This window comes from Pseudomonas sp. S07E 245, from assembly GCF_019599025.1.
Classification (GTDB): Bacteria; Pseudomonadota; Gammaproteobacteria; order Pseudomonadales; family Pseudomonadaceae; genus Aquipseudomonas; species Aquipseudomonas shirazensis.
Window position 1 is genome coordinate 1478639 of record NZ_CP080625.1, and the last position, 18963, is coordinate 1497601.

Annotated in this window: 21 protein-coding genes and 1 pseudogene; 9 read left to right on the top strand and 13 right to left on the bottom strand. The window is 61.2% G+C overall.

Annotation, left to right across the window (positions count from 1 at the left end):
- The first annotated feature begins 178 nt into the window (after nt 1-178).
- The 5 genes from K3F44_RS06665 to K3F44_RS06685 are packed head-to-tail and all read left to right on the top strand — an operon-like array spanning nt 179 to nt 4515.
- On the top strand, nt 179-1096 hold the full coding sequence (locus K3F44_RS06665) for a DUF72 domain-containing protein (RefSeq protein WP_220633611.1): 918 nt from the start codon (nt 179-181) through the stop codon (nt 1094-1096).
- Nucleotides 1093-1878 (top strand): endonuclease/exonuclease/phosphatase family protein, encoded by a 786-nt coding sequence (locus K3F44_RS06670; protein WP_150569259.1) that lies wholly within the window; start codon nt 1093-1095, stop codon nt 1876-1878. The genes K3F44_RS06665 and K3F44_RS06670 overlap by 4 nt, the downstream gene beginning before the upstream one ends.
- Nucleotides 1875-3077, top strand: a complete 1203-nt coding sequence (gene clsB, locus K3F44_RS06675; RefSeq protein WP_150569258.1) for a cardiolipin synthase ClsB — start codon at nt 1875-1877, stop codon at nt 3075-3077. Before K3F44_RS06670 ends, clsB begins: the two co-directional genes overlap by 4 nt.
- A complete protein-coding gene (locus tag K3F44_RS06680; protein ID WP_101319425.1) occupies nt 3077-4036 on the top strand; it encodes a lysylphosphatidylglycerol synthase domain-containing protein in 960 nt (319 codons plus the stop codon). The genes clsB and K3F44_RS06680 overlap by 1 nt, the downstream gene beginning before the upstream one ends.
- Nucleotides 4037-4086: 50 nt before the next feature.
- Nucleotides 4087-4515, top strand: coding sequence for a hypothetical protein (locus K3F44_RS06685; protein WP_150569257.1), 429 nt, complete (start codon nt 4087-4089; stop codon nt 4513-4515).
- 91 nt (nt 4516-4606) lie between these two features.
- Here the strand turns inward: K3F44_RS06685 and K3F44_RS06690 are convergent, their stop codons facing one another.
- Nucleotides 4607-4837 carry a metallothionein gene (locus K3F44_RS06690; protein ID WP_103437316.1) on the bottom strand — a complete coding sequence of 77 codons (231 nt, stop codon included), beginning with the start codon at nt 4835-4837 and terminating at the stop codon, nt 4607-4609.
- Nucleotides 4834-5316, bottom strand: a complete 483-nt coding sequence (locus tag K3F44_RS06695; RefSeq protein WP_101319431.1) for a phosphotransferase system, HPr-related protein — start codon at nt 5314-5316, stop codon at nt 4834-4836. The genes K3F44_RS06690 and K3F44_RS06695 overlap by 4 nt, the downstream gene beginning before the upstream one ends.
- Nucleotides 5317-5503: 187 nt before the next feature.
- Here K3F44_RS06695 and ligD point away from each other — a divergent pair, with 187 nt between their 5' ends.
- Both ligD and K3F44_RS06705 read left to right on the top strand, forming a co-directional pair.
- Complete coding sequence (ligD, locus tag K3F44_RS06700; RefSeq protein ID WP_220633612.1) at nt 5504-8017, top strand: DNA ligase D; 2514 nt, start codon at nt 5504-5506, stop codon at nt 8015-8017.
- The gene (locus K3F44_RS06705) at nt 8017-8265 is read left to right on the top strand and encodes a hypothetical protein (RefSeq protein ID WP_101319435.1); all 249 of its coding nucleotides are present in this window, start codon (nt 8017-8019) and stop codon (nt 8263-8265) included. Before ligD ends, K3F44_RS06705 begins: the two co-directional genes overlap by 1 nt.
- Before the next feature lie 22 nt (nt 8266-8287).
- Here the strand turns inward: K3F44_RS06705 and K3F44_RS06710 are convergent, their stop codons facing one another.
- Together K3F44_RS06710 and K3F44_RS24955 are read right to left on the bottom strand one after the other, a co-directional pair.
- The gene (locus tag K3F44_RS06710) at nt 8288-9160 is read right to left on the bottom strand and encodes a Ku protein (protein WP_150571636.1); all 873 of its coding nucleotides are present in this window, start codon (nt 9158-9160) and stop codon (nt 8288-8290) included.
- Between the two features lie 18 nt (nt 9161-9178).
- Nucleotides 9179-9307 (bottom strand): PSPA7_2676 family Cys-rich small protein, encoded by a 129-nt coding sequence (locus tag K3F44_RS24955; protein WP_308812229.1) that lies wholly within the window; start codon nt 9305-9307, stop codon nt 9179-9181.
- Between the two features lie 159 nt (nt 9308-9466).
- Between K3F44_RS24955 and K3F44_RS06715 the strand changes: the two genes are divergently transcribed.
- Nucleotides 9467-9970 carry a CinA family protein gene (locus K3F44_RS06715; RefSeq protein ID WP_101319439.1) on the top strand — a complete coding sequence of 168 codons (504 nt, stop codon included), beginning with the start codon at nt 9467-9469 and terminating at the stop codon, nt 9968-9970.
- Nucleotides 9971-9981: 11 nt separating this feature from the next.
- On the opposite strand, the gene K3F44_RS06720 is transcribed toward K3F44_RS06715, so the two are convergent.
- The 8 genes and pseudogenes from K3F44_RS06720 to K3F44_RS06755 form a co-directional block, all read right to left on the bottom strand.
- On the bottom strand, nt 9982-11133 hold the full coding sequence (locus tag K3F44_RS06720) for a carboxylate-amine ligase (protein WP_220633613.1): 1152 nt from the start codon (nt 11131-11133) through the stop codon (nt 9982-9984).
- 4 nt (nt 11134-11137) lie between these two features.
- Nucleotides 11138-12091: a class I SAM-dependent methyltransferase gene (locus K3F44_RS06725; protein WP_220634152.1), complete on the bottom strand. Its 954-nt coding sequence runs from the start codon at nt 12089-12091 to the stop codon at nt 11138-11140.
- Nucleotides 12091-13431 carry an iron-containing redox enzyme family protein gene (locus K3F44_RS06730; RefSeq protein ID WP_220633614.1) on the bottom strand — a complete coding sequence of 447 codons (1341 nt, stop codon included), beginning with the start codon at nt 13429-13431 and terminating at the stop codon, nt 12091-12093. The genes K3F44_RS06725 and K3F44_RS06730 overlap by 1 nt, the downstream gene beginning before the upstream one ends.
- Nucleotides 13432-13449: 18 nt before the next feature.
- Entirely contained in the window at nt 13450-13653 is a 204-nt protein-coding gene (locus tag K3F44_RS06735) for a hypothetical protein (RefSeq protein WP_101319445.1), read from the bottom strand.
- Nucleotides 13654-13709: 56 nt separating this feature from the next.
- A pseudogene (locus K3F44_RS06740) lies at nt 13710-13829 on the bottom strand (KGG domain-containing protein); the annotation flags it as partial.
- 194 nt (nt 13830-14023) lie between these two features.
- A complete protein-coding gene (locus K3F44_RS06745; protein WP_220633615.1) occupies nt 14024-15301 on the bottom strand; it encodes an NTP/NDP exchange transporter in 1278 nt (425 codons plus the stop codon).
- A 4-nt stretch (nt 15302-15305) separates the two neighbouring features.
- Entirely contained in the window at nt 15306-16214 is a 909-nt protein-coding gene (locus tag K3F44_RS06750) for an aldo/keto reductase (protein ID WP_150571640.1), read from the bottom strand.
- A gap of 100 nt (nt 16215-16314) precedes the next feature.
- Nucleotides 16315-17193: a Dyp-type peroxidase gene (locus K3F44_RS06755; RefSeq protein WP_150569250.1), complete on the bottom strand. Its 879-nt coding sequence runs from the start codon at nt 17191-17193 to the stop codon at nt 16315-16317.
- A gap of 193 nt (nt 17194-17386) precedes the next feature.
- On the opposite strand from K3F44_RS06755, the gene K3F44_RS06760 reads away from it, so the two are divergent.
- Complete coding sequence (locus K3F44_RS06760; RefSeq protein ID WP_101319455.1) at nt 17387-18292, top strand: bile acid:sodium symporter family protein; 906 nt, start codon at nt 17387-17389, stop codon at nt 18290-18292.
- A 5-nt stretch (nt 18293-18297) separates the two neighbouring features.
- On the opposite strand, the gene K3F44_RS06765 is transcribed toward K3F44_RS06760, so the two are convergent.
- Nucleotides 18298-18771, bottom strand: coding sequence for a sterol desaturase family protein (locus K3F44_RS06765; RefSeq protein WP_150569249.1), 474 nt, complete (start codon nt 18769-18771; stop codon nt 18298-18300).
- Nucleotides 18772-18963: the final 192 nt, after the last annotated feature.

The following is an 18963-nucleotide window of genomic DNA, read 5'->3' on the forward strand; positions in this document are numbered from 1 at the left end:
CCGGAGGTGGCGGGCATTGGATGCCGGTGCATATATCAAGGTGGAATCGTCAAGCGCGGCAAAGTTCAAAATTGCTGGTGGCGCTGCGTACTAAAGCGCCCACTGGTCAACCCACGCTGAACCCTGACGCTCACGCAGAGGTCGCAGTAAAAGACCGATTCTGCACAAGGACTCCACCGTGAGCGACATTCGCATCGGCATATCCGGATGGCGTTATAGCCCCTGGCGCAAGGACTTCTACCCGGAAGGCTTGCGCCATAAGGATGAACTCGCGTTTGCGTCACGAGCAGTCAACAGCATTGAAATCAACGGCTCTTTCTACGCGCTGCAAACCCCAGCACGATATGCGCAATGGCGCGATGAAACACCAGACGACTTCATCTTCTCGGTCAAGGCCCCGCGCTATATCACCCATACCCGCCGGCTCAAGGATATCGAAGAGCCGCTGGCGAATTTCTTCGCCTCCGGCCCACTGATGCTGGGTGACAAGCTTGGTCCGATGCTGTGGCAGTTCCCGGCCACGATGAAGTTCGATGAAGAACGCTTCAAAGCTTTCTTCGAGCAGCTCCCGCGCGATCGCCGGGCCGCCTGCCGCTGTGCCGAGCAGTGCGCCGAACGCCTGCGCGGCAATGGCGCGACCGCCATCACCGGTAATGTCCCCTTGCGTTACGCCATCGAGATCCGTCACGAGAGTTTCCTCTGCGCCGCCTTCATCAAACTGCTGCGTAAACACAACATTGCCCTGGTTGTCGCCGACAGCGCCGGCAAATGGCCGTATGTCGAGGACGTGACCGCAGATTTTGTCTATATGCGCCTGCATGGCGATGTCGAGCTGTACAGCAGCGGCTATACCGCACGCGCCCTGCGCCGTTGGCGCCAGCGCATCGAAGCCTGGAGCCAAGGTGGCCAGGCGCAAGACGCTCGTCTAGTGGTGCCCTGCGCACCGCGCAAGCGCGCCCAGCGCGACGTCTACTGCTACTTCGACAACGACCAGAAAGTCCATGCCCCTTATGACGCACGGCGTCTGTTATCCAAGCTCAAGCTCGATGGCGAACTGGTCACCGAGCCGGGCGTCGAACCGCAGGTGGATCTATGAACCAACCGCTACACGAAGCGCGCTGCAGCGTCGGCAGCGTTACTGCCGTGCATGGCCTTAACGTGCTGACGATCAACGTGCACAAAGGTTTTACCTTCTTCAATCGGCGCTTCATCTTGCCCGAGCTGCGCGAAGCGGTACGCAGTACCGGCGCCGATCTGGTGTTTCTGCAAGAAGTACATGGTACTCATCTGCAACATGCCGAGCGCCATCCGACCTGGCCAACCACGCCACAATACGAGTTTCTTGCCGACAGCATGTGGTCGCAGTTCGCCTACGGGCGCAATGCGGTGTATCCCCATGGCGACCACGGCAACGCGTTGCTGTCCAAATTCCCCATCGTCGAGCACCGAAATCTGGACGTCTCGATTGACGGTAATGAAGAGCGCGGCCTGCTCCACTGCCGCCTGCAGGTGCCTGGCCATGATCAGGTGCATGCGGTGTGTGTTCATCTGGGCCTGCGTGAGGCTCACCGCCAACGCCAGGTGCAGCTGTTGCTGGAATTGCTCGACAGCTTGCCGGCCAAAGCGCCGGTGATCGTCGCCGGCGACTTCAACGACTGGCGCCTCAAGGCCGACAGCGTGCTCAGCGAGCACCTGGTCGAGGCCTTTGGCGACCGCTTCGGCATGCCTGCGCGCAGCTTCCCGGCACGCCTGCCGCTGCTGCGGCTGGACCGCATCTACCTACGCAATGCCCTGCCACGCTCGGCGCAGGTGCTATCCAAATACCCATGGTCGCATCTGTCCGACCATGCCCCCCTGGCCGCGGAGATCAGCCTATGACGTTATCCTGGACTGAAGGCAACACTGTGCAGTTGCTGATCAATGGCGAGGAGTTTTACCCCCGTGTCTTCGAGGCAATGGGCCAAGCGCAGGAGGAAATCCTGCTCGAGACGTTCATCATCTTCGATGACAAGGTTGGCCAACAGCTGCAGCGGGTGCTGATCGAGGCTGCCCAGCGCGGCGTGCGCGTCGAACTGGTGGCTGACGGCTACGGCACCGGCGAGCTGCCCGATGCGTTCATCGCAGCGATGACCGAAGCGGGTGTGCGCTTCCACGCCTTCGATCCGCAGCCGAAAGTGGCTGGCATGCGCACCAACCTGTTCCATCGCCTACACCGCAAGATCGTGGTGATCGACGCTGAGCGGGCGTTCATTGGCGGGATCAATTACAGCGCCGATCACCTGGGCGACTTCGGGCCGATGGCCAAGCAGGATTACGCGGTGGAAGTCACCGGTCCCGTGGTCGCCCAGGTGCACGCCTCGAGTATCAGGCTGATGAAGCCGGTGCTGGCCGAACCCAAGCGGGTCAAGCCGGTGACCGAGCCGGCGGGGTCGGTGCGCGCGGTGCTGGTCGAGCGTGACAACCGCAAGCACCGCAACGATATCGAAGAGCAGTATCTGCAGGCCATACGCGGTGCGCGCAAGCGCATCCTCATCGCCAATGCGTATTTCTTCCCCGGCTACAGGCTGTTGCGCGAGCTACGCAATGCGTCTCGCCGTGGCATCGAGGTAACGCTCATTCTGCAAGGGCAACCAGACATGCGTTGGGTGCGCGCGCTGTCGCGGTTGCTCTACAACTACCTGCTGCGCGACAACGTGCGGATTCACGAATACTGCCAGCGCCCATTGCACGGCAAGGTTGCCCTGGTCGATGACGAATGGTCGACAGTCGGCTCGAGCAACCTCGACCCGCTGAGCCTTGCGTTCAATCTGGAAGCCAACCTGCTGATCAAGGATCGTGCGTTTAACCAGCAACTGTACGAGCACCTCAGCCAACTGGCCGGCAATCACTGCAAGGCCGTCACCCTTGAGCGGATGATTCGTGGCTACTGGTGGCGAGCCCCATTGATTTTTGCCGGCTTCCACCTGACCCGATACTTCCCGCGGATTGCCGGGGTGCTGCCAGCCCATCGGCAACGCCTGAAATCGCTGCAACCTGAAGTCAGTACCCAAGGTGAACTGCGTGAGGGCAATACCTGATGGAACGGAAAACCTGGCTCACTTGGGGCAAGCGCCTGTTCACCCTGCTGTTCATGCTGATGATCCCGGTATTGCTGTACTACCTGGCACGCAACCTCGACTGGAATGAAGTCCGCCAGTCGCTGCTGGCCTACAAGCCTGGCACGTTGATCGTCGGTTTGGGCCTGGCCCTGTGCAGTTATCTGGTGTTCGCCAGCTACGATCTGCTCGGGCGCGCCTACACCGGCCACAAGCTGCCTGCTCGGCAGGTGCTGCCGGTGGCCTTCGTCTGCTATGCGTTCAACCTCAACTTCACCACCTGGGTCGGCGGCGTTGCTCTGCGCTACCGCCTGTACGGGCGGCTGGGGCTGGATAACGCCACCATCACGCGCATCCTCACCTTGGGTTTGCTGACCAACTGGATGGGCTACATGCTGCTGGCCGGCAGCGTGTTTGCCATGCGCCTGGTCAAGCTGCCTGAGAGCTGGTCGGTGGGCGCTACCGGGCTGCAGCTCATCGGTGTGCTGATGATCGCCGTATCGGTCGGTTACGTGCTGGCCTGCGGTTACGCCAAACGCCGCACCTGGCATATCCGCAAGCACGAGATCACCCTGCCCTCGCTGCGCCTGGCGCTGTGTCAGGTTGCCTTGGGCGCCAGCAACTGGGCGCTGATGGCGGTGCTGATCTACTGGCTGCTGCCGGGTGATCTGTTCTATCCGTCCATTCTCGGTGTATTGCTGATCAGCTGTGTGGCGGGCGTGGTGGCGCACATCCCGGCCGGGCTCGGAGTGCTGGAAACGGTGTTCCTGGCCCTGCTGCAAGGCCAGCTCAGCCAGGGCAGCCTGGTCGCCGGACTACTCGGCTATCGCACCCTGTATTACCTGATACCGCTGGTGCTGGCGGTGATCGCTTATCTGATTCTGGAGAAACGCGCCAAGGCCCTGCGCCAGCAGGACAAAGCGCAATTGCACAAAACCTGAGCGTCAACAAAAGCGGCCGACCGTAAAGGCCAAGGCCCGGGAGACAAACCATGTGTATCCGTGCCTTGCTTTTACTCGGTGCATGCCTGGCCAGCAGTCACGTGCTGGCTGAGGCCTGCGACGTCGTGACCCGCTCCTCCAGCGAGGCAGTCAAGCCTGTCGAAGGCCACACCTGCTACAGCTACAGCAACATGCCCGCCGAGGCCATCGACTGGTCGTGCAGCAACGAGAGCAAGGAGATGCTCAGCACCGACAAGCGCAAAGTCGCCAAATGCGCCGAAGGCAGTGTCGGTAGCTGTATTGCCCAGTTGACCCAGGAAACCCTGGCCAATCCCAAGTCGATGGGCCGCGATGAACCCGCCACGCGGCCAGCGATCGGCAAGGAGGCCCGGGTGATCACTTACTACTACGACACGCCTAGCCTGGGCCAGGCGCGCACGGACTGCGAACGCAGCAACGGTATCTGGCAGACCCACTAGAGGCTTCCGGACACAGGTCGGCCCCGGCACGGCCCGAAGCTGCTCTACCTGCAGCAGCCTCGAGCCACACCGGGGCCGATTTCAGGACGGCTCAGGGCGAGATGGGATCGCTGGCCGGGAAAGTCTCATCAAGGGCGTTGTCGACATTGCTCTCATTCGGTTGCGCAGTCTCGCCGCATTTGCAGTCGCCCATGCGACAAGGCTCGCCATTGCGGTGACCGCTGGCGCAGGCTTCGCAGCAGTAGCCCTTGCCGTCTTGCAGGAGGGTATTGGCGTTGATCGTGCAAGCGCAGTCAAGGCATGCACAGCGTAGTTCGGTCATGATTCGCGGCTCCGATTGGATGCTTCATCGTCTACAGGTGAGACCTCATCGGTCCATGGCTCGCCATCCAGCGGCGCTGAGCGCGCCAGCTCTGCTTCGTCGAGGCCAAAGCCGCCGCCGATTTCCTCGGCGTCTACTTCACGCAAGACTTGGTCGGCCGGGTCTCCACCATCACCTGGCTCGTGCGGGTCGCGAGCGCCGGTCTGATCGAACAAGGTGTCTGGGCTCAGGTCGTCCAAGGTCACGTTGTCTTCGTGCAGGCTCTCGGTCAGAGCCTCGCCACCGGTCATGCCGCTTTCGGCCACACGCTCTGGCGGGAAGTCATGTTCGACTTCAGCCAGTGAGCGCTCGTCGCCGGCCCTGCCCTGGCGCTCATCGTCGCGGTCGCTGAAGTCCAGCTCGTGCACACTGCCCATCCGATCCTGAATATCGTCGATCTCGGCAGGCGTGCGGGTTTTCGGGTCGTTAGGCTGAGCCATGTGCGCTCTCCATCAGGTGGGTTCATAAAGTCGACCACCCCGGTTCGCAGATGACTCAAATTTGTTTATCAGGTGCAGACCAAATCCTCGCAGCCGTTGATATCCCCCCGCCCGTCACAGATGGAACTCCCTGCGCCGCCCTCGCCTCCCAACTTCAGAGAGCCTGGGATTTGAACAGGAGCCCGAGATGAGCGAACCCCTGCAGGAATATCAACGCAAACGTGATTTCAACGCCACCCCCGAACCCGCCGGCAAGTCACGCCGCAGCAAAAAGCCACAGGCATTGCAGTACTGCATCCAGAAACACGATGCCAGCCACCTGCACTACGATTTCCGCCTGGAACTGGACGGCACCCTGAAGAGCTGGGCAATTCCCAAAGGCCCTTCACTGGACCCCAAAGTGCGCCGGCTCGCTGTGCATGTCGAAGACCATCCGCTGGACTACGCCGAATTCGAAGGCAATATCCCCGACGGCCATTATGGCGCCGGCGACGTGATTGTCTGGGACCGTGGTGTGTGGGAGCCCGAAGGTGACGCACAAGCTGCCTACGCCAAGGGCAAACTGCGCTTCCGCCTGCAGGGCGAAAAACTCTCAGGCGTGTGGAATCTGTTTCGTACTCGTCTGGTAGGCAAGAAAGAACAATGGATGCTGGTCAAATCGCATGACGGCGATACCCGTAGTGAAGACGAATACAGCATCGTCGAGGCTCTGCCTGACAGCGTGATCAGTGACCGCACACTGGTGCCGCGCAAAGCAGCAAAGTCTCCCGCCAAAACGGCCAGGAAAGCACCGCCTGCTGCCAAGCGCAGCGCCAGCAAAACCAAAGCGGAGCTACCTGAAAAACTGCAGCCTCAGCTGGCAACTCTTGTCGATGCCGCGCCTGCCGGCGACTGGCGCTACGAGGTCAAGTTCGACGGCTATCGCATCCTCGCCCGGATCGACGGCGATGATGTCCGCCTGTTTACTCGCAATGGCCACGACTGGAGCGCGAAGATGCCCCACCAGGTCGAGGCGCTGCGCACGCTCAAGCTGAAGCAAGCCTGGCTCGATGGTGAAATGGTGGTAGCCAACGAACAGGGCGCTGCGGACTTTCAGGCATTGCAGAATGCCTTCGATACGCAGAACGACGAGCAGATTACCTATTACCTGTTCGACCTTCTGTTCCTGGGTGGCGAAGACCTGCGTCAGGTGCCGCTGCAAGATCGCCGTGAGGCGTTGCGCCAGCTGCTTGAGCACAATGAGCGGGACTGTCTCAAGTACTCAGCCGACTTCGACGAGCCGGTCGAATCGCTGCTGCAGAGTGCCTGCAAGCTGGAACTTGAAGGGCTGATCGGCAAGCGAGCCGACAGCGTCTACTCAGGCCGACGCAGCAATGACTGGATCAAGCTCAAGTGCCAGCTGCGCCAGGAGTTCGTGATCGTCGGCTATACCGATCCCAAAGGCAGCCGCAGCGGGTTTGGCGCCTTGCTGCTGGCCCTGCACGACAAGCCCAGCGGTGAGCTGCGCTATGCCGGCAAGGTGGGCACCGGCTTTACTGCAACGACGTTGGCCAGCATCCATGCACGCCTGAAACCTCTCGAAGTCGCCAAGCCGGCGCTCGCCAAACCTCCAACGGGCGCAGATGCGCGTGGCGTGCATTGGCTCAAACCGAAACTGCTGGCCGAAATCGCCTACGCACAGATCACCCGCGACGGCAGTGTGCGCCATGCGGTTTTCCACGGTCTGCGTGACGACAAACCGGCCAAGGCCATCGACCTGGAGCATGCAATGCCAAAAGCCGCCGTTGCTGAGAAATCCTCTAACAAACCCAGCGATGATGAAAGCCTCGGTGAACTGCGCTTGACTCACCCCGACCGGGTGATCGACGCCGGCAGCGGCGCCACCAAGCGGCAAGTCGCCGAGTACTACGCCGCCGTCGCCGACTGGCTCATGCCGCAACTCAAGGACCGCCCAGTGGCACTGGCACGCGCACCGGATGGGCTGGAAGGCGAACTGTTCTTCCAGAAAAACGCCGGCCAGCTGCACCTACCCGGCGTGCTTGGCTACGACAAGGCCGAGGCTGGTCAGGCGGCCATGGTCATCAACAGGCCTGAGACCTTGCTTGGCGCGGTACAGATGAACACGCTCGAGCTGCACACCTGGAACGCCACCGACAAGGATTTCGACAAGCCAGACCGCTTCGTGCTCGACCTCGATCCTGATCCTGCGCTGCCTTGGAAAGCCATGTTGGAAGCCACCCAGCTGACCTTGACCCTGCTTGATGAGCTGGGTCTCAAAGTATTTCTCAAGACCAGCGGCGGCAAGGGCATCCACGTGGTGGTGCCGCTGACCCGCCGCGCCGGATGGGACGAGGTCAAAGACTTCAGCCATGCCCTGGTCAATTACCTGGCCAAGCTGTTCCCCGAGCGCCTGAGCGCCGTGTCCGGGCCAAAGAACCGCGTCGGGCGGATCTTTATCGACTACCTGCGCAATGGCAAAGGCGCCACCACTGCCTGCGCCTACAGCCTGCGCGCACGCGAAGGCCTGCCAGTGTCGGTACCGATCTGGCGTGAGGAGCTGACCGAGCTCAAAGGTGCCAACCAATGGACGATCAATAACCTGCACGAGCGTTTGGCTGAGGTTGAAGATCCATGGGCCGATATGGCCAAGACGCGCCAGTCAATTACCGCTGGCATGCGCAAAAAGATGGGGCTCAAGTGATGGTGGACTGGATCGACCTTCTGCAGTGGCCGGCCATGCTGCTTACCGTAATTGCCGCCTGGTGCATCGGTTCACGCCGACCCCATCGGCGGCGGATGGGTTTCTGCTGCTTTATCAGCAGCAATCTGTTGTGGGTGATCTGGGGCTGGTCGATCGAGGCCTGGGCGTTGATTGCACTGCAGTTCTGCCTGGGCGCGATGAACCTGCGCGGCTGGAAGAAAAACCTGCAGGCCGAAATGAGTCACTGACCGTACCCCTCGCCCATGCCCCTCAGGAGGCTTTGCGTGTACGCTTGGCGGGTTTCTTTTCCGTAGTTTTGGCAGGCTCGGGCGCTTTCTTCTTGGCTGCACCGGGCTTGCCCCCGAGGCTGCGTTTGAGCAACTCGGTAAGGTCGATGATATCTGCGCTTTTCTCGCCCTTGCCGCCCTCGGCCTTCTCCACCACGGCGATCTTGCCCTTGCTCGCCTTCTCTTCGACCAGATCCATGATCGTCTGCCGGAACGCATCATGATATTGGTCCGGCGTCCACGGCCCGCTCATGTCTTCGACCAGGCGCTTGGCCATGTCCAGTTCACGCTTGTCGACCTTGATATCGGTTACGCTCTTGTCCAGCTCCAGCGTATCGAGGCCGCGCACTTCCTCTGGCCAGCGCAGAGTGATCATCACCAGTGCATCATCCAGCGGGCGCAACAGCGCCAGGTGCTGGCGGGTATGCAAGACCACCGTGGCCAACGCCACCTTGCCGGTGCTTTCCAGGGTTTCGCGCAGCAACGCATAAACCTTGCCACCGCGCTTGTCCGGGCTCAGGTAGTACGGCGTATCAAAGTGCTGCAAGGGAATATCGCCGGCCTCGACAAACGAGAAGATATCGATCGTTTGGGTGGCCTCAGGGCGCGCCTTGCGGATCTCGTCTTCACTGATCACCACATATTGGCCTTTCTGGTACTCCACGCCTTTGACGATGTTGTCCTTGTCGATTTCCTTGCCGGTGACCTTGTTGATGCGCTTGTAGCCCACCGGCTCCATGCTGCGTTTGTCGAGCCAGTCAAAATCGACCCGCTCGGTACGCACGGCGGTATTGAGTGAAACGGGGATGTGCACGAGGCCAAAACTGATCGCGCCTTTCCAGATTGCCCGGGCCATGGTCAGCTCCTGAAATTGCTAGGGTTGCCCAGGCTGGAATGAGCGCAGCGCACCGCAGCGCTCGCAACATTGACACTCCAGCCCGGCTTGTCGGTGATTGATCAGGGTCCGCCATTGGCAGCCCCGCAGCAGGCAGTAAAACTTCATCAGCCACCTCCACGGCCTGAACCACTTCAGGCCCTTAATATGAATGACTGCATGGCGAGATGAAGGTTTGATCGAGATGCCGCACGGCCTGGCCCAAGCGCTCTGAACCAATCATCAGGACCAAGCGTCAATCGCAAAAGACACTCAAGGTGCCCCGTCATGCCGCAAGCTCAAGTCCAGGCTGTACTCGATTATCTGAAGCAGCAACACCTGCTGCTGACCACTGCCGAGTCGTGCACCGCAGGGCGCATGGTTGCACTACTGGCCGAAAGCCCAGGCACCGGCGAGGTGCTCGAGAGCGGCTATGTGGTGTACTCGCCTGAAGCGAAAAAACGCCTGCTGGGGGTGAGCGATATCACCATCGAGCGCTATGGATTGACCAGTGAGGCGGTAGCTTGGGAAATGGCGATGGGCGCCCTGCGCGACAGCACCGCTACCGTTGCAATCGCCACCACCGGAGTTGCCGGGCCAGAGAGTGCCGACGGTATAGCGCCGGGAACATTGTGTTTTGCCTGGGCCTTCGCCGGCGAGCCGCTGGCGGTTTTCACCCGAACCCAGCGCTTTTTCGGAATTCGCACCGAGGTACTGCAACAGGGTGCGCTGTATGGATTGACACGCTTGAGCCATTACCACCAACGCTGGTTGCGCGGCGAACGGGCTTGATCCAGATCGGCTCAGGGCTGAGTAAGGTTGAGGTTTCTGGCCGGCCAGGCGCCTTGACCTTCTGCAACGACCATTTCAACCACCTCGCGCAGCCCCTGGCGTTTATCTCGCCCGGCCAATCTCGCATGTTTGAGGTATTCCAGCTGCCGATCAGCACTGGTGCCTTCAGTCAAAATGCGCTGCGCCTGCATGAATGCCCGTTCGGCATCGACCGAGTCAGGCGGGTGCTGCCCGCGTAGCTGCGCCAGCCAAACCAAGGCGGATACCGCCTGTTGCTGTTCAAGCCCGATGAACTGCCCATGGCGACCATAACGCATGGCCCGCCAGTAGTTCTCTTGGGCAATCCAGTGAGTTTCGCGACTGGCCGGCGCCGGAGCGTAATGAGGCATGACGCAACACTCCACCAGATGGCGAAACAAACCCGCAATGCACAGCGCATCTTCCAGCCGCGGGCAACCATCACTGATACGCAGTTCTACAGTGGCAAAGCGCTGGGATGGCCGCAGCGCCCACCAGAATGCGCCATCGATAGCCAGCGAGCCTGTTCGCTGCAGCAACCCGCGATAGCGTTGATACGCAGTCCAGTCTGCCAGCGGCTCTGGCAGGCCCATATGTGGCCACTCGCCGCAAATCGCCCTGCGGTAGCTCATGTAGCCGGTGTTCTCCCCGCTCCATAGCGGTGAAGAACTACTCAGCAGCAGGAACATCGGCAACCAGTACACCACTTGGTTGATCAGCTGGATGCGATCGCAGCCAGGTGGCACGCCGACATGCACATGCAGCCCCGAGAGCACGCTACGCCGCGCCACGTGCTGGTAATCATCGAATAATTGCCAGTAGCGCGGGGTGGTCCTCGGACGCTGGCGTTGCCACTGCGCGCTGGGGTGACTGCCGGCACAATAGAGGGCAGCGCCCTCCTCGGCCAACGCCTCGTTCAGGCGCTGGCGGCTATCATCGAAAAACTGCTGGGCCTGGCGCACGTGATCGAATATCGGCGAGGCGACTTCGATCTGGCAGCGGAACATTTCTTCGGCAAAATACTGCCCCATGACTTCGCGGCAGAGATTACCCACCACTGGCGAAGGTGCAGCCAGCACCTTGCCGGTGACTGCTTCTACCAGCAGGTATTCTTCTTCGATGCCGAAGGTACAAGGCTTGAACATACGTTCATCCGATTCGGGTAACGCTTAACGCAACTGCTGCAATCCGCTCGACCTGCTCATAACCTGGCTCATTCAACTGTTCGCCGAACACGTCCGGATCAAGCTCGCGGTAGACCCAACTCCAGCGTGGCCCGGCCAAAAGTGCGCGTGCCGCTTCAAGCAATGGGTCACGGCCCTCGATCATGGCCACTCCGGTATACAGCAGCAGCGTGCCCCCGGGGCTGAGGCGCTCACAGCCTTGTTCGATGATCTGTAACGACAACTGCGCACCGAGTGAGCCGCCGCCGTGGCGATACTGGCGCTGCTGGGTGTCGAGCATGTAAGGGGGATTGGCGACGATCAGGTCGAACGTGCCAGTGACACCGTCGAGAATATTGCTGCGCTGGACTGAAACATTGGTCAAACCTGCCAAGGCGGCATTAACCGTGGTGTAACGCAGCGCCAGCGGGTTGATGTCCACCGCACTGACCTGAGCATGCTGGGCCGCCCTGGCGATCAGTAGCGCGCCAACTCCGCTGCCGCAGCCGATGTCTACAGCATGCTGCACGGGCGTTGCACAGCGCTGCAGATGCTCGTGGATGACCTGGGCAAATCGGTAACTGTCCGGGCCGAAGAATACTGCATCGCTGGCCTCGGTCGGATAGGCGGAATGCACCAGGAGCAGATCTTCCAGAGTCGACCAGCGCACCTTGCTGCGCAGCGACTCGCCGTGCTCGTCCAATACCTGAGCCTCGGCCAGCTGCTGCAGTTGGTCCGCCGACAAAAGCCCCGCAGCAAATGGCCTGCTCCAGCCAAAAATGTCGCGCAGTGTGCAAGCGCGCTGGGCCTCAGGTCGCGCATTGTTACGCGCATGAGTCGCTGGGCTGACGCAAGTAAACCGATAGCCGTCAGCACGCAGGTGCTTGCCTAATTGCAACAAGGCCTCGTCAGCCTGAGTCTGTTCTTCGCTGGCTGCAATCAATGAGCGTTCTCCTGGGTAAGACCGGTAGCGCGAATGTACGCGCGGGTAGCTTCCAACCCCGCCGGCAAGGCATGCCGGTTACCTGCCATACGGGCGATGAGCGTTTCCAACGGTGCGGTCGAAGGCTTCTGCATACTGCTTGGTGCGTCGAGCTGCAGCCCAGTCTCCCAGCTTCCGGGGGCAACGCGGCGGATCCTCGGGCCTTGCCAGTCCGCGCTGATCCAGTCGTACCACAGCTGCTTTTCATAGGCACTGAACACGCCGAACATAGGTGCAGTGGGGCCCTTCATGACGCGCCAGAAGCGGCTCTCGGCCGGGTCCTGTCCGCGCACAACCCATTTTTGCGCTTGCAGCGCATCGAGGAAGCCGGCCATGCCGTCTGGTTCAGCCAGCCATTGATTGATGGTGCGGCCCTGCAGGCGGCAATGGTCGGAATGCATGAACTGGCCGAAGAGGCGCTTGCGTTCCAGCGAGCTGATCAGTTCCTGTTCAAGATCGAAGCTGGCGATAAGCGCGGTGGCAGATTCACCGAGCTCGTTCAGCCGATAACCCTGACGAACCCGTTGGTAGTAGGCTCCGGCGTCGCTTTCCGGCAGCAATTGCAGCAGTGCCTGAATCGATTTGTGCGCGTGGCCGGTTGCAGCATTGTCGATGGTGACGTGCAGCTGGAAGTAGTGGCCGTCGATGCCCAGTTCTGCCAGTTCATAGGTGGTGATCAACAGATGCAGCGGTGGTTGCTCATAGCCCAAGTTGTAGCCAATAGCCTCGGCCTCGAAGGCATCGCCGTGCGCGCCCAGGGCCAGTTGAACGGTACCTTGCAGATAACGCTCATCGACAAGTGGCAGCAACTCCAGGCAGCCAAGGCGGCTGAGCAGGCGCTGATAGATCAGGACGTGGTTGCAACGCGGATCACCATCACCCAACTCTTCTAAAAAGGTACGGATAAGGCCGTGATAGCGTGGGTCCTGCCAGTGCTGCAAAAAGCCATGCAGCCAGGCACCATCGACCGCTTTGGTCGGAGCCACTTGCTGGATGTACCACAGTGCCTGGGCGCGGTTGGCAAAATAACGGCGTGGCCCGCCTTCGCGGCGCTGAGTCAGGTAAGTCGCGAACTCCGCAGCCACCTGAGCACTGTGGCGCACCGCCCAGTCGCTGAGCTGAGCAGGCGAAGCTGGAAGATCATCCGCCAGTTGCTCGGCGCGCTTGAGCTGTCGGGCAAGCCATTGTGCACTGTCGACGCTGTGGCCGTGCAGGAGTGCCCGGTAGCGCTGTTCGAAGCTGTCTTCTGTGGTCAAGGCCGGAACCATGGAGGCGGCCTTGCGGGTCATCACCGTCATGACTCATTCCTCGTGCACTTATTGGTTTTTGTTGTCCTGCGGCATGGGTTCTGGCCCAGGCGCGGGTTGTGGAGCGGGTGTCTGGTGCTGCTGCATCTGCAGTGAGGGCTTGCTTTCATCGGCATCTTTGGCTGGGTGGCTGTCGTCGCGGTCAAAACAGCCGGTCAGTACCGCCAGGCTGCCGAGCAGGCAAACGGTAGGTGCTATAGACCGTGGGCGCATGATCTGTCTCCTTCAGCAACGCCGCGCCGGCGGGAACCGGCGCGGCGTCATTTCACTTACGAACGTCCGCCCTTGCGGCCGGAATCACTGGACTCACCACCACCTGACTTCTGTCCGCCCTTACGGCCGGCTTCAGAAGCTTTTTCGCGATCATTAGCGAAGTTGCCCGGGTTTTTCGTTCCACCCTGGCTGCCGGTCTTGTTGGTGTCTTTCTTGTCCATGGTGCGTAACCTCTCGTAGCTACTGGGATGCACGGTGATGAGCCGCACATAGCTGGGAGTGCCGCGATAACAGCGGATTCGCTTTATTTCCGAAAGGTTCGGACCAATGGCATTAAAAGCCCGATGAGGCGTTATTTAGTGCGCAACGCTTAGGCAGGTTGCTCGAGCTGGCGTTGCCGACGCCCTAGCCAGCCGCCGACCCCGGCCCAGCTCAAGGCAAGAGCTGCGCCGATCAGCATCGCCAGCTGCGGATGCTCGCCGAGGAGGTCCAGGCCGCGTTTGAGCCAACCACTCAAGGCGTCGCCACCGCGATAGACCACCGTGTCGATAAAGCTCTTGGCCTTGTACTTGGCTTCGGCCGGTAGCACCGTAAAAAGCATCTCGCGACCGGGCCGCACCAGTGCGTATTCGCCAGCGCGGCGTACCACCATCACCCCTACAAACACGGCAAAGGTCGGCGCCAGGGCCAGCCAGACGAAGCCCAGGGCCATCAGCAGCGGTACGCCAACCAGCAGCACGCCGACACCCAACCGCCGCGCGAGCCTGCCAGTGATAAACAGCTGGGTGAGAATCGCCAGCGCCTGCACCACGCTGTCGATCAGACCGAACACCTGCGTCTGCTGAGTCCGATCAGTGAAGGTTTCACTAACAATGCGGGCCTGTTCGAAGTACAAAAAGGTGCTGACACTGGCAAGCAGCACCACGAACAGGGCAATGCCCAGTAGATAAGGCGAACGCAAGACTGCCGTCGCCCCGGCAAACGGATTGCCACCCAGCGGCTTGTTCGGCGGCAGTTCAGCAGTCAGCTCCAGAGGATGCTGCGAACGCCAGTGCTGCAGGTAAGCGCTCGCGGCAATGCTGCCAAGCAGCAGCAGGCTGGCCAATAACAGCAATCCGCTGTGGCCCAAGGGTGCGACCAGCAAGGTTCCCAGCACTGGCCCAGCCAAACCCCCTGCGCTGGCTCCGGCAGCAAGCAAACCGAACAGGCGCTTGCCCTGCTCTGTGGAAAACAGGTCCGCCAGCACGCTCCAGGCCAGGGAAATCGCCAGCAGATTGAACACAGACAACCAGATGTAGAACGCACGGGCCGTCCACAGCGCCTGTTGGTCAACGGCAAACAGCCCCGCAAACAACACCAGGTTGCTGACAAAGAAGCCGTAGGTCCACGGCAGAATGCGCTTGCGTTTGACTCGCGATGCCAGCCAGCCGAACAGCGGCAGGCAGACCAGCGTGGCGATGAAGGTGCCGGTGAACAGCCACTGCAGATTGTCGATGCCGCCGGCGATGCCCATGGTTTCGCGCACCGGGCGCAGCATGAAATAGCCGGTAAACAGCAGAAAGAACATCACCAGGCCGGCGGCCACTGCCGGCCCTTCGCCAGGTTGCAGGTTCAGGCTGGTGCCCAGCCGCTCACGCCAACGGCTCATGAGCCTAGCCAAACAGTTTGATCAACGCGCGCTGGTGCGCCTCGCTCAGCAACTGACCATGGCCGGCTTTGAGCTGGTCGATCTGGCGATCGGGGCGGCCGGTGGCGGGGATCACCGCCGTCACGGCCGGGTGGCTGATGGCGAACTTCAGAAACAGCTGCGCCCAACTGCTTGCGCCTACCTGTGCCGCCCAGTCTGGCAAGGCCATGTCCTTGACCCGGGCAAACAGGCGGCCATCGTCAAAGGCACGATTGATCAGCACCGCAACGCCCTTGTCCTGGCACAACGGCAACAATGCGCGAGCGGCCTCGGGCGCATTTACCGAGTAATTGATCTGGACAAAATCCAGCGGCTCCTTGCGCACGATCTGCGCGACCTGTTCATGGCTGCTGGACAGGTAATGGGTGATGCCGACATAGCGGGTCTTGCCCTGCGCCTTCAGTTCACGGGCATAAGGCAGCTGTCGCTGCCAGTCGCGCAGGTTATGGATCTGCAGCAGGTCGACCCGATCGGTGCGCAGGCTGCGCAAGGTGCCCGCCCACTGCGCCTCGGCAGCGGCCTTGCTGTCAGCGGCAATTTTGGTGGCAAGGAAGCACTGGCGATGCCAGCCGCCCTCCTCCAGTAACTGGCCAAGAATGGCATCGGCACCGCCGTAATTGGGCGAGGTATCGATGATGCGCCCGCCGCCAGCAAAGAACGCCTGCAGAACCTGCTGGAGCCGCTGATACTCGGCACTCCCTGTTTCCACTTCGAAGCTGCCAGAGGTGCCGGCGCCAATCACCGGCAGCGCCTCGCCAGTGCCGGGCACCTTGCGGGTCAGCAAGCTGTCGGCGGGAGCTGCCAGCAACCAGGGGCTGCTGGCCAGCAAGCCCAATGCTGCACCAGTGCGTAGGACATCACGACGCGCATACATGGAAAAGCCCCTGTCATAAGCCGGAAACTTTCAAGGCTAGCCGTGATGGCGCGAGCTGTCGGTGCATTCTGTATCTGGATGTTTGGCCGCTTGGCCAGGATCAGCCGAGCAGCAGACGCAGGTCCAGCCCCTGTTCAGTCATCGGCGGGCACCAGTAATAACCACCAGTCAACGGCCGGCTGAAGCGATAGAGGGCATCCACCACGCCGTCTTCCAGGCCGCTCATGCGCCGCAGCTGGACATCGAAAGCGTCGAACGAACGGCCAAGCGCTACAAACGCCAGGCCTGCGCCGCGGTCGTCAGCCCACGACACCGAACGACGCACCATGAACGCTTCCGGCGCGTAGCTTTCCTGGGCGGTACGTTTGACGTGAGCCGATTCCGGCGCATCGTCGAGCTCTTCGTTGTCTTCTAGACGGCGGCCAATTATGTCGTCCTGTTCGGTCTGAGGCAGCGACTTGAAGTAGCTCAGGTCATGCTTCCACAACTGGAACGCTGCGTAGCTCGAACCCGCCAGGCCGGGCTCAGCGTCGGCGACGATGGCAGCTTCGACCGCAGCGTCGTCACTTGGATTTTCAGTGCCGTCTTCGTAACCGGTAAGGTCTCGACCGCCCTGGTGCAGGAAGCCGTCGATGCTGTCGACCAGTTGCAGCGCCGGCGCCAGCTGCGCGATCAGTGCCTGGCTGCGCAGATACAGGTCACCACGTTCTTCGCCACGCAGCCACAGCCACAGCGCGTGCTGGGTGCTTGGGTTGTGTACCACTGCATCGAGCTCAGGGAACGCCTGCAAACCCGGAATTGCCCGGCCCAGCGCAGTCGCCATTGGCAGCCCGACGCCAGCAATCAGGCTGCGCCCGTCGATTTCGGCGAGCAGCGCATCCAGTACGCCAGGCAGGGCTTGTGCGCTGTGCAGGGTAAAAAACAGGTGACGGGCATGAACCGGCACCGGGGTGGCAAGCAGACCTTGCTGGAACGGCATGACGGGCGAATCCTCGGCAAAAGCGCGAATCCTACTGCGCTGATGGCTCGACCGCAACGCGGCCAGATCGCACAGCGCGGGCTGATTGCCATGGATCCGTTAACAAAACTTTACCAAGGCATGGCGTATTGCGATTACCTCTCATCAAAAGCCCACCTACACTGCTCGCAATCCATTGTTCGAGACTGCCGCCATGACCGCCTCACCCTTGCTCACCGCCATGCTGCCGATCGCCTTGGGGATCATCATGCTCGGCCTTGGCCTGTCGCTGACCCTCGCTGACTTTGCTCGGGTAGCCAAGTACCCCAAACCGGTGGTCATCGGCCTGGCGTGCCAGATCCTGCTGCTGCCTTTAGTGTGCTTCATGATTGCCAATGGCTTTGGCCTGGAGTCGGCACTGGCGGTGGGCTTGATGCTGCTGGCAGCCTCGCCGGGCGGTACTACCGCCAACCTGTTCAGCCACCTGGCACACGGTGATGTCGCGCTGAATATCACCCTCACCGCGGTCAACTCACTCATCGCAATCCTGACCATGCCGCTGCTGGTCAACTTGTCGCTGAGCTGGTTCATGGCCTCCGATCAGGTCATTCCGCTGCAATTTGCCAAGGTCATGCAGGTGTTTGCCATCGTCCTGCTGCCGGTAGCGCTGGGGATGATGATCCGGCGCTGGGCGCCAACCTTTGCCGGGCGCATGGAGAAGCCGATGAAATTGGTGGCGGCGTTGTTCCTGGCCTTCACCATCGTTCTCGCGCTGACCAAGGACTGGCAGACGGTGCTCGAGTACGCGCCGGTAGTGGGTGCGGCGGCGTTGCTGTTCAACCTGCTGAGCCTGGGTGTCGGCTACTACCTGCCGCGCTTGCTGAACATCCCCAAGCGCCAGGCGATAGCGATCGGCATGGAAATCGGCATCCACAACGGCACCCTGGCGATTGCCTTGGCGCTGAGCCCGTCACTGCTGAACAACCCCACCATGGCGGTGCCGGCGGCAATCTACAGCCTGATCATGTTCTTTACCGCCGCGGGCTTTGGCTGGTGGGTCAGCCGTGGTCACCAGGCTGAAGGGATTAGCGAAGGACGGCGCGAAACGGTCGGTGATTGAAACGGTTATTTGAGCGCAGTTTTGCTGCGCTCACGCAATTGACGCCTGAGCACGCGCAGGGGCGGCGCATAAAAGAAGCCAAACGATACGCAGCCCTCGCGCCCCTTGACTGCGTGATGCAACCGATGCGCGCGGTGCAGCCGTTTCAGGTAGCGATTGACCGGCCGCAGCCGGCGCGGCCAGTGCCGGTGAAACAGCCCGTCATGGGCCACTACATACAGCAGGCCGTAACCTGCCACACCCGCGCCAACCCACTGCAGCGGCGCATGCCCGGCCTTGCCCAGCGCTACCAGTGCTGCGGCAATCAACGCGAGGGCCGCAAGGTAGACATCATTGGTTTCCAGCACGCCCAACTGCGGCTGATGGTGCGAGCGGTGCAACCACCAGCCCCAGCCATGCATGATGTATTTATGCGCGAGCGTGCCGACGCCCTCCATGGTCACCAGGGTGCCGAGCAGGACGGCCAGATTGAACAGCATGGGAGAATCCGCAGTGAGTGGGCAAAGCAGCAAGGTTACCACTGCCCGCTGTAGGCTTCAGCCCGCCAGACCCAGAGAAACGTCGTTATGAAGCCATTGTCATGTTTCTGCCATTGACCCTCACCGAGGTGTGGCGTAAGGTCCGCAGCGCAATTTCGCACCCTTACAGGAGTCCTGCATTGGACAGTAGCC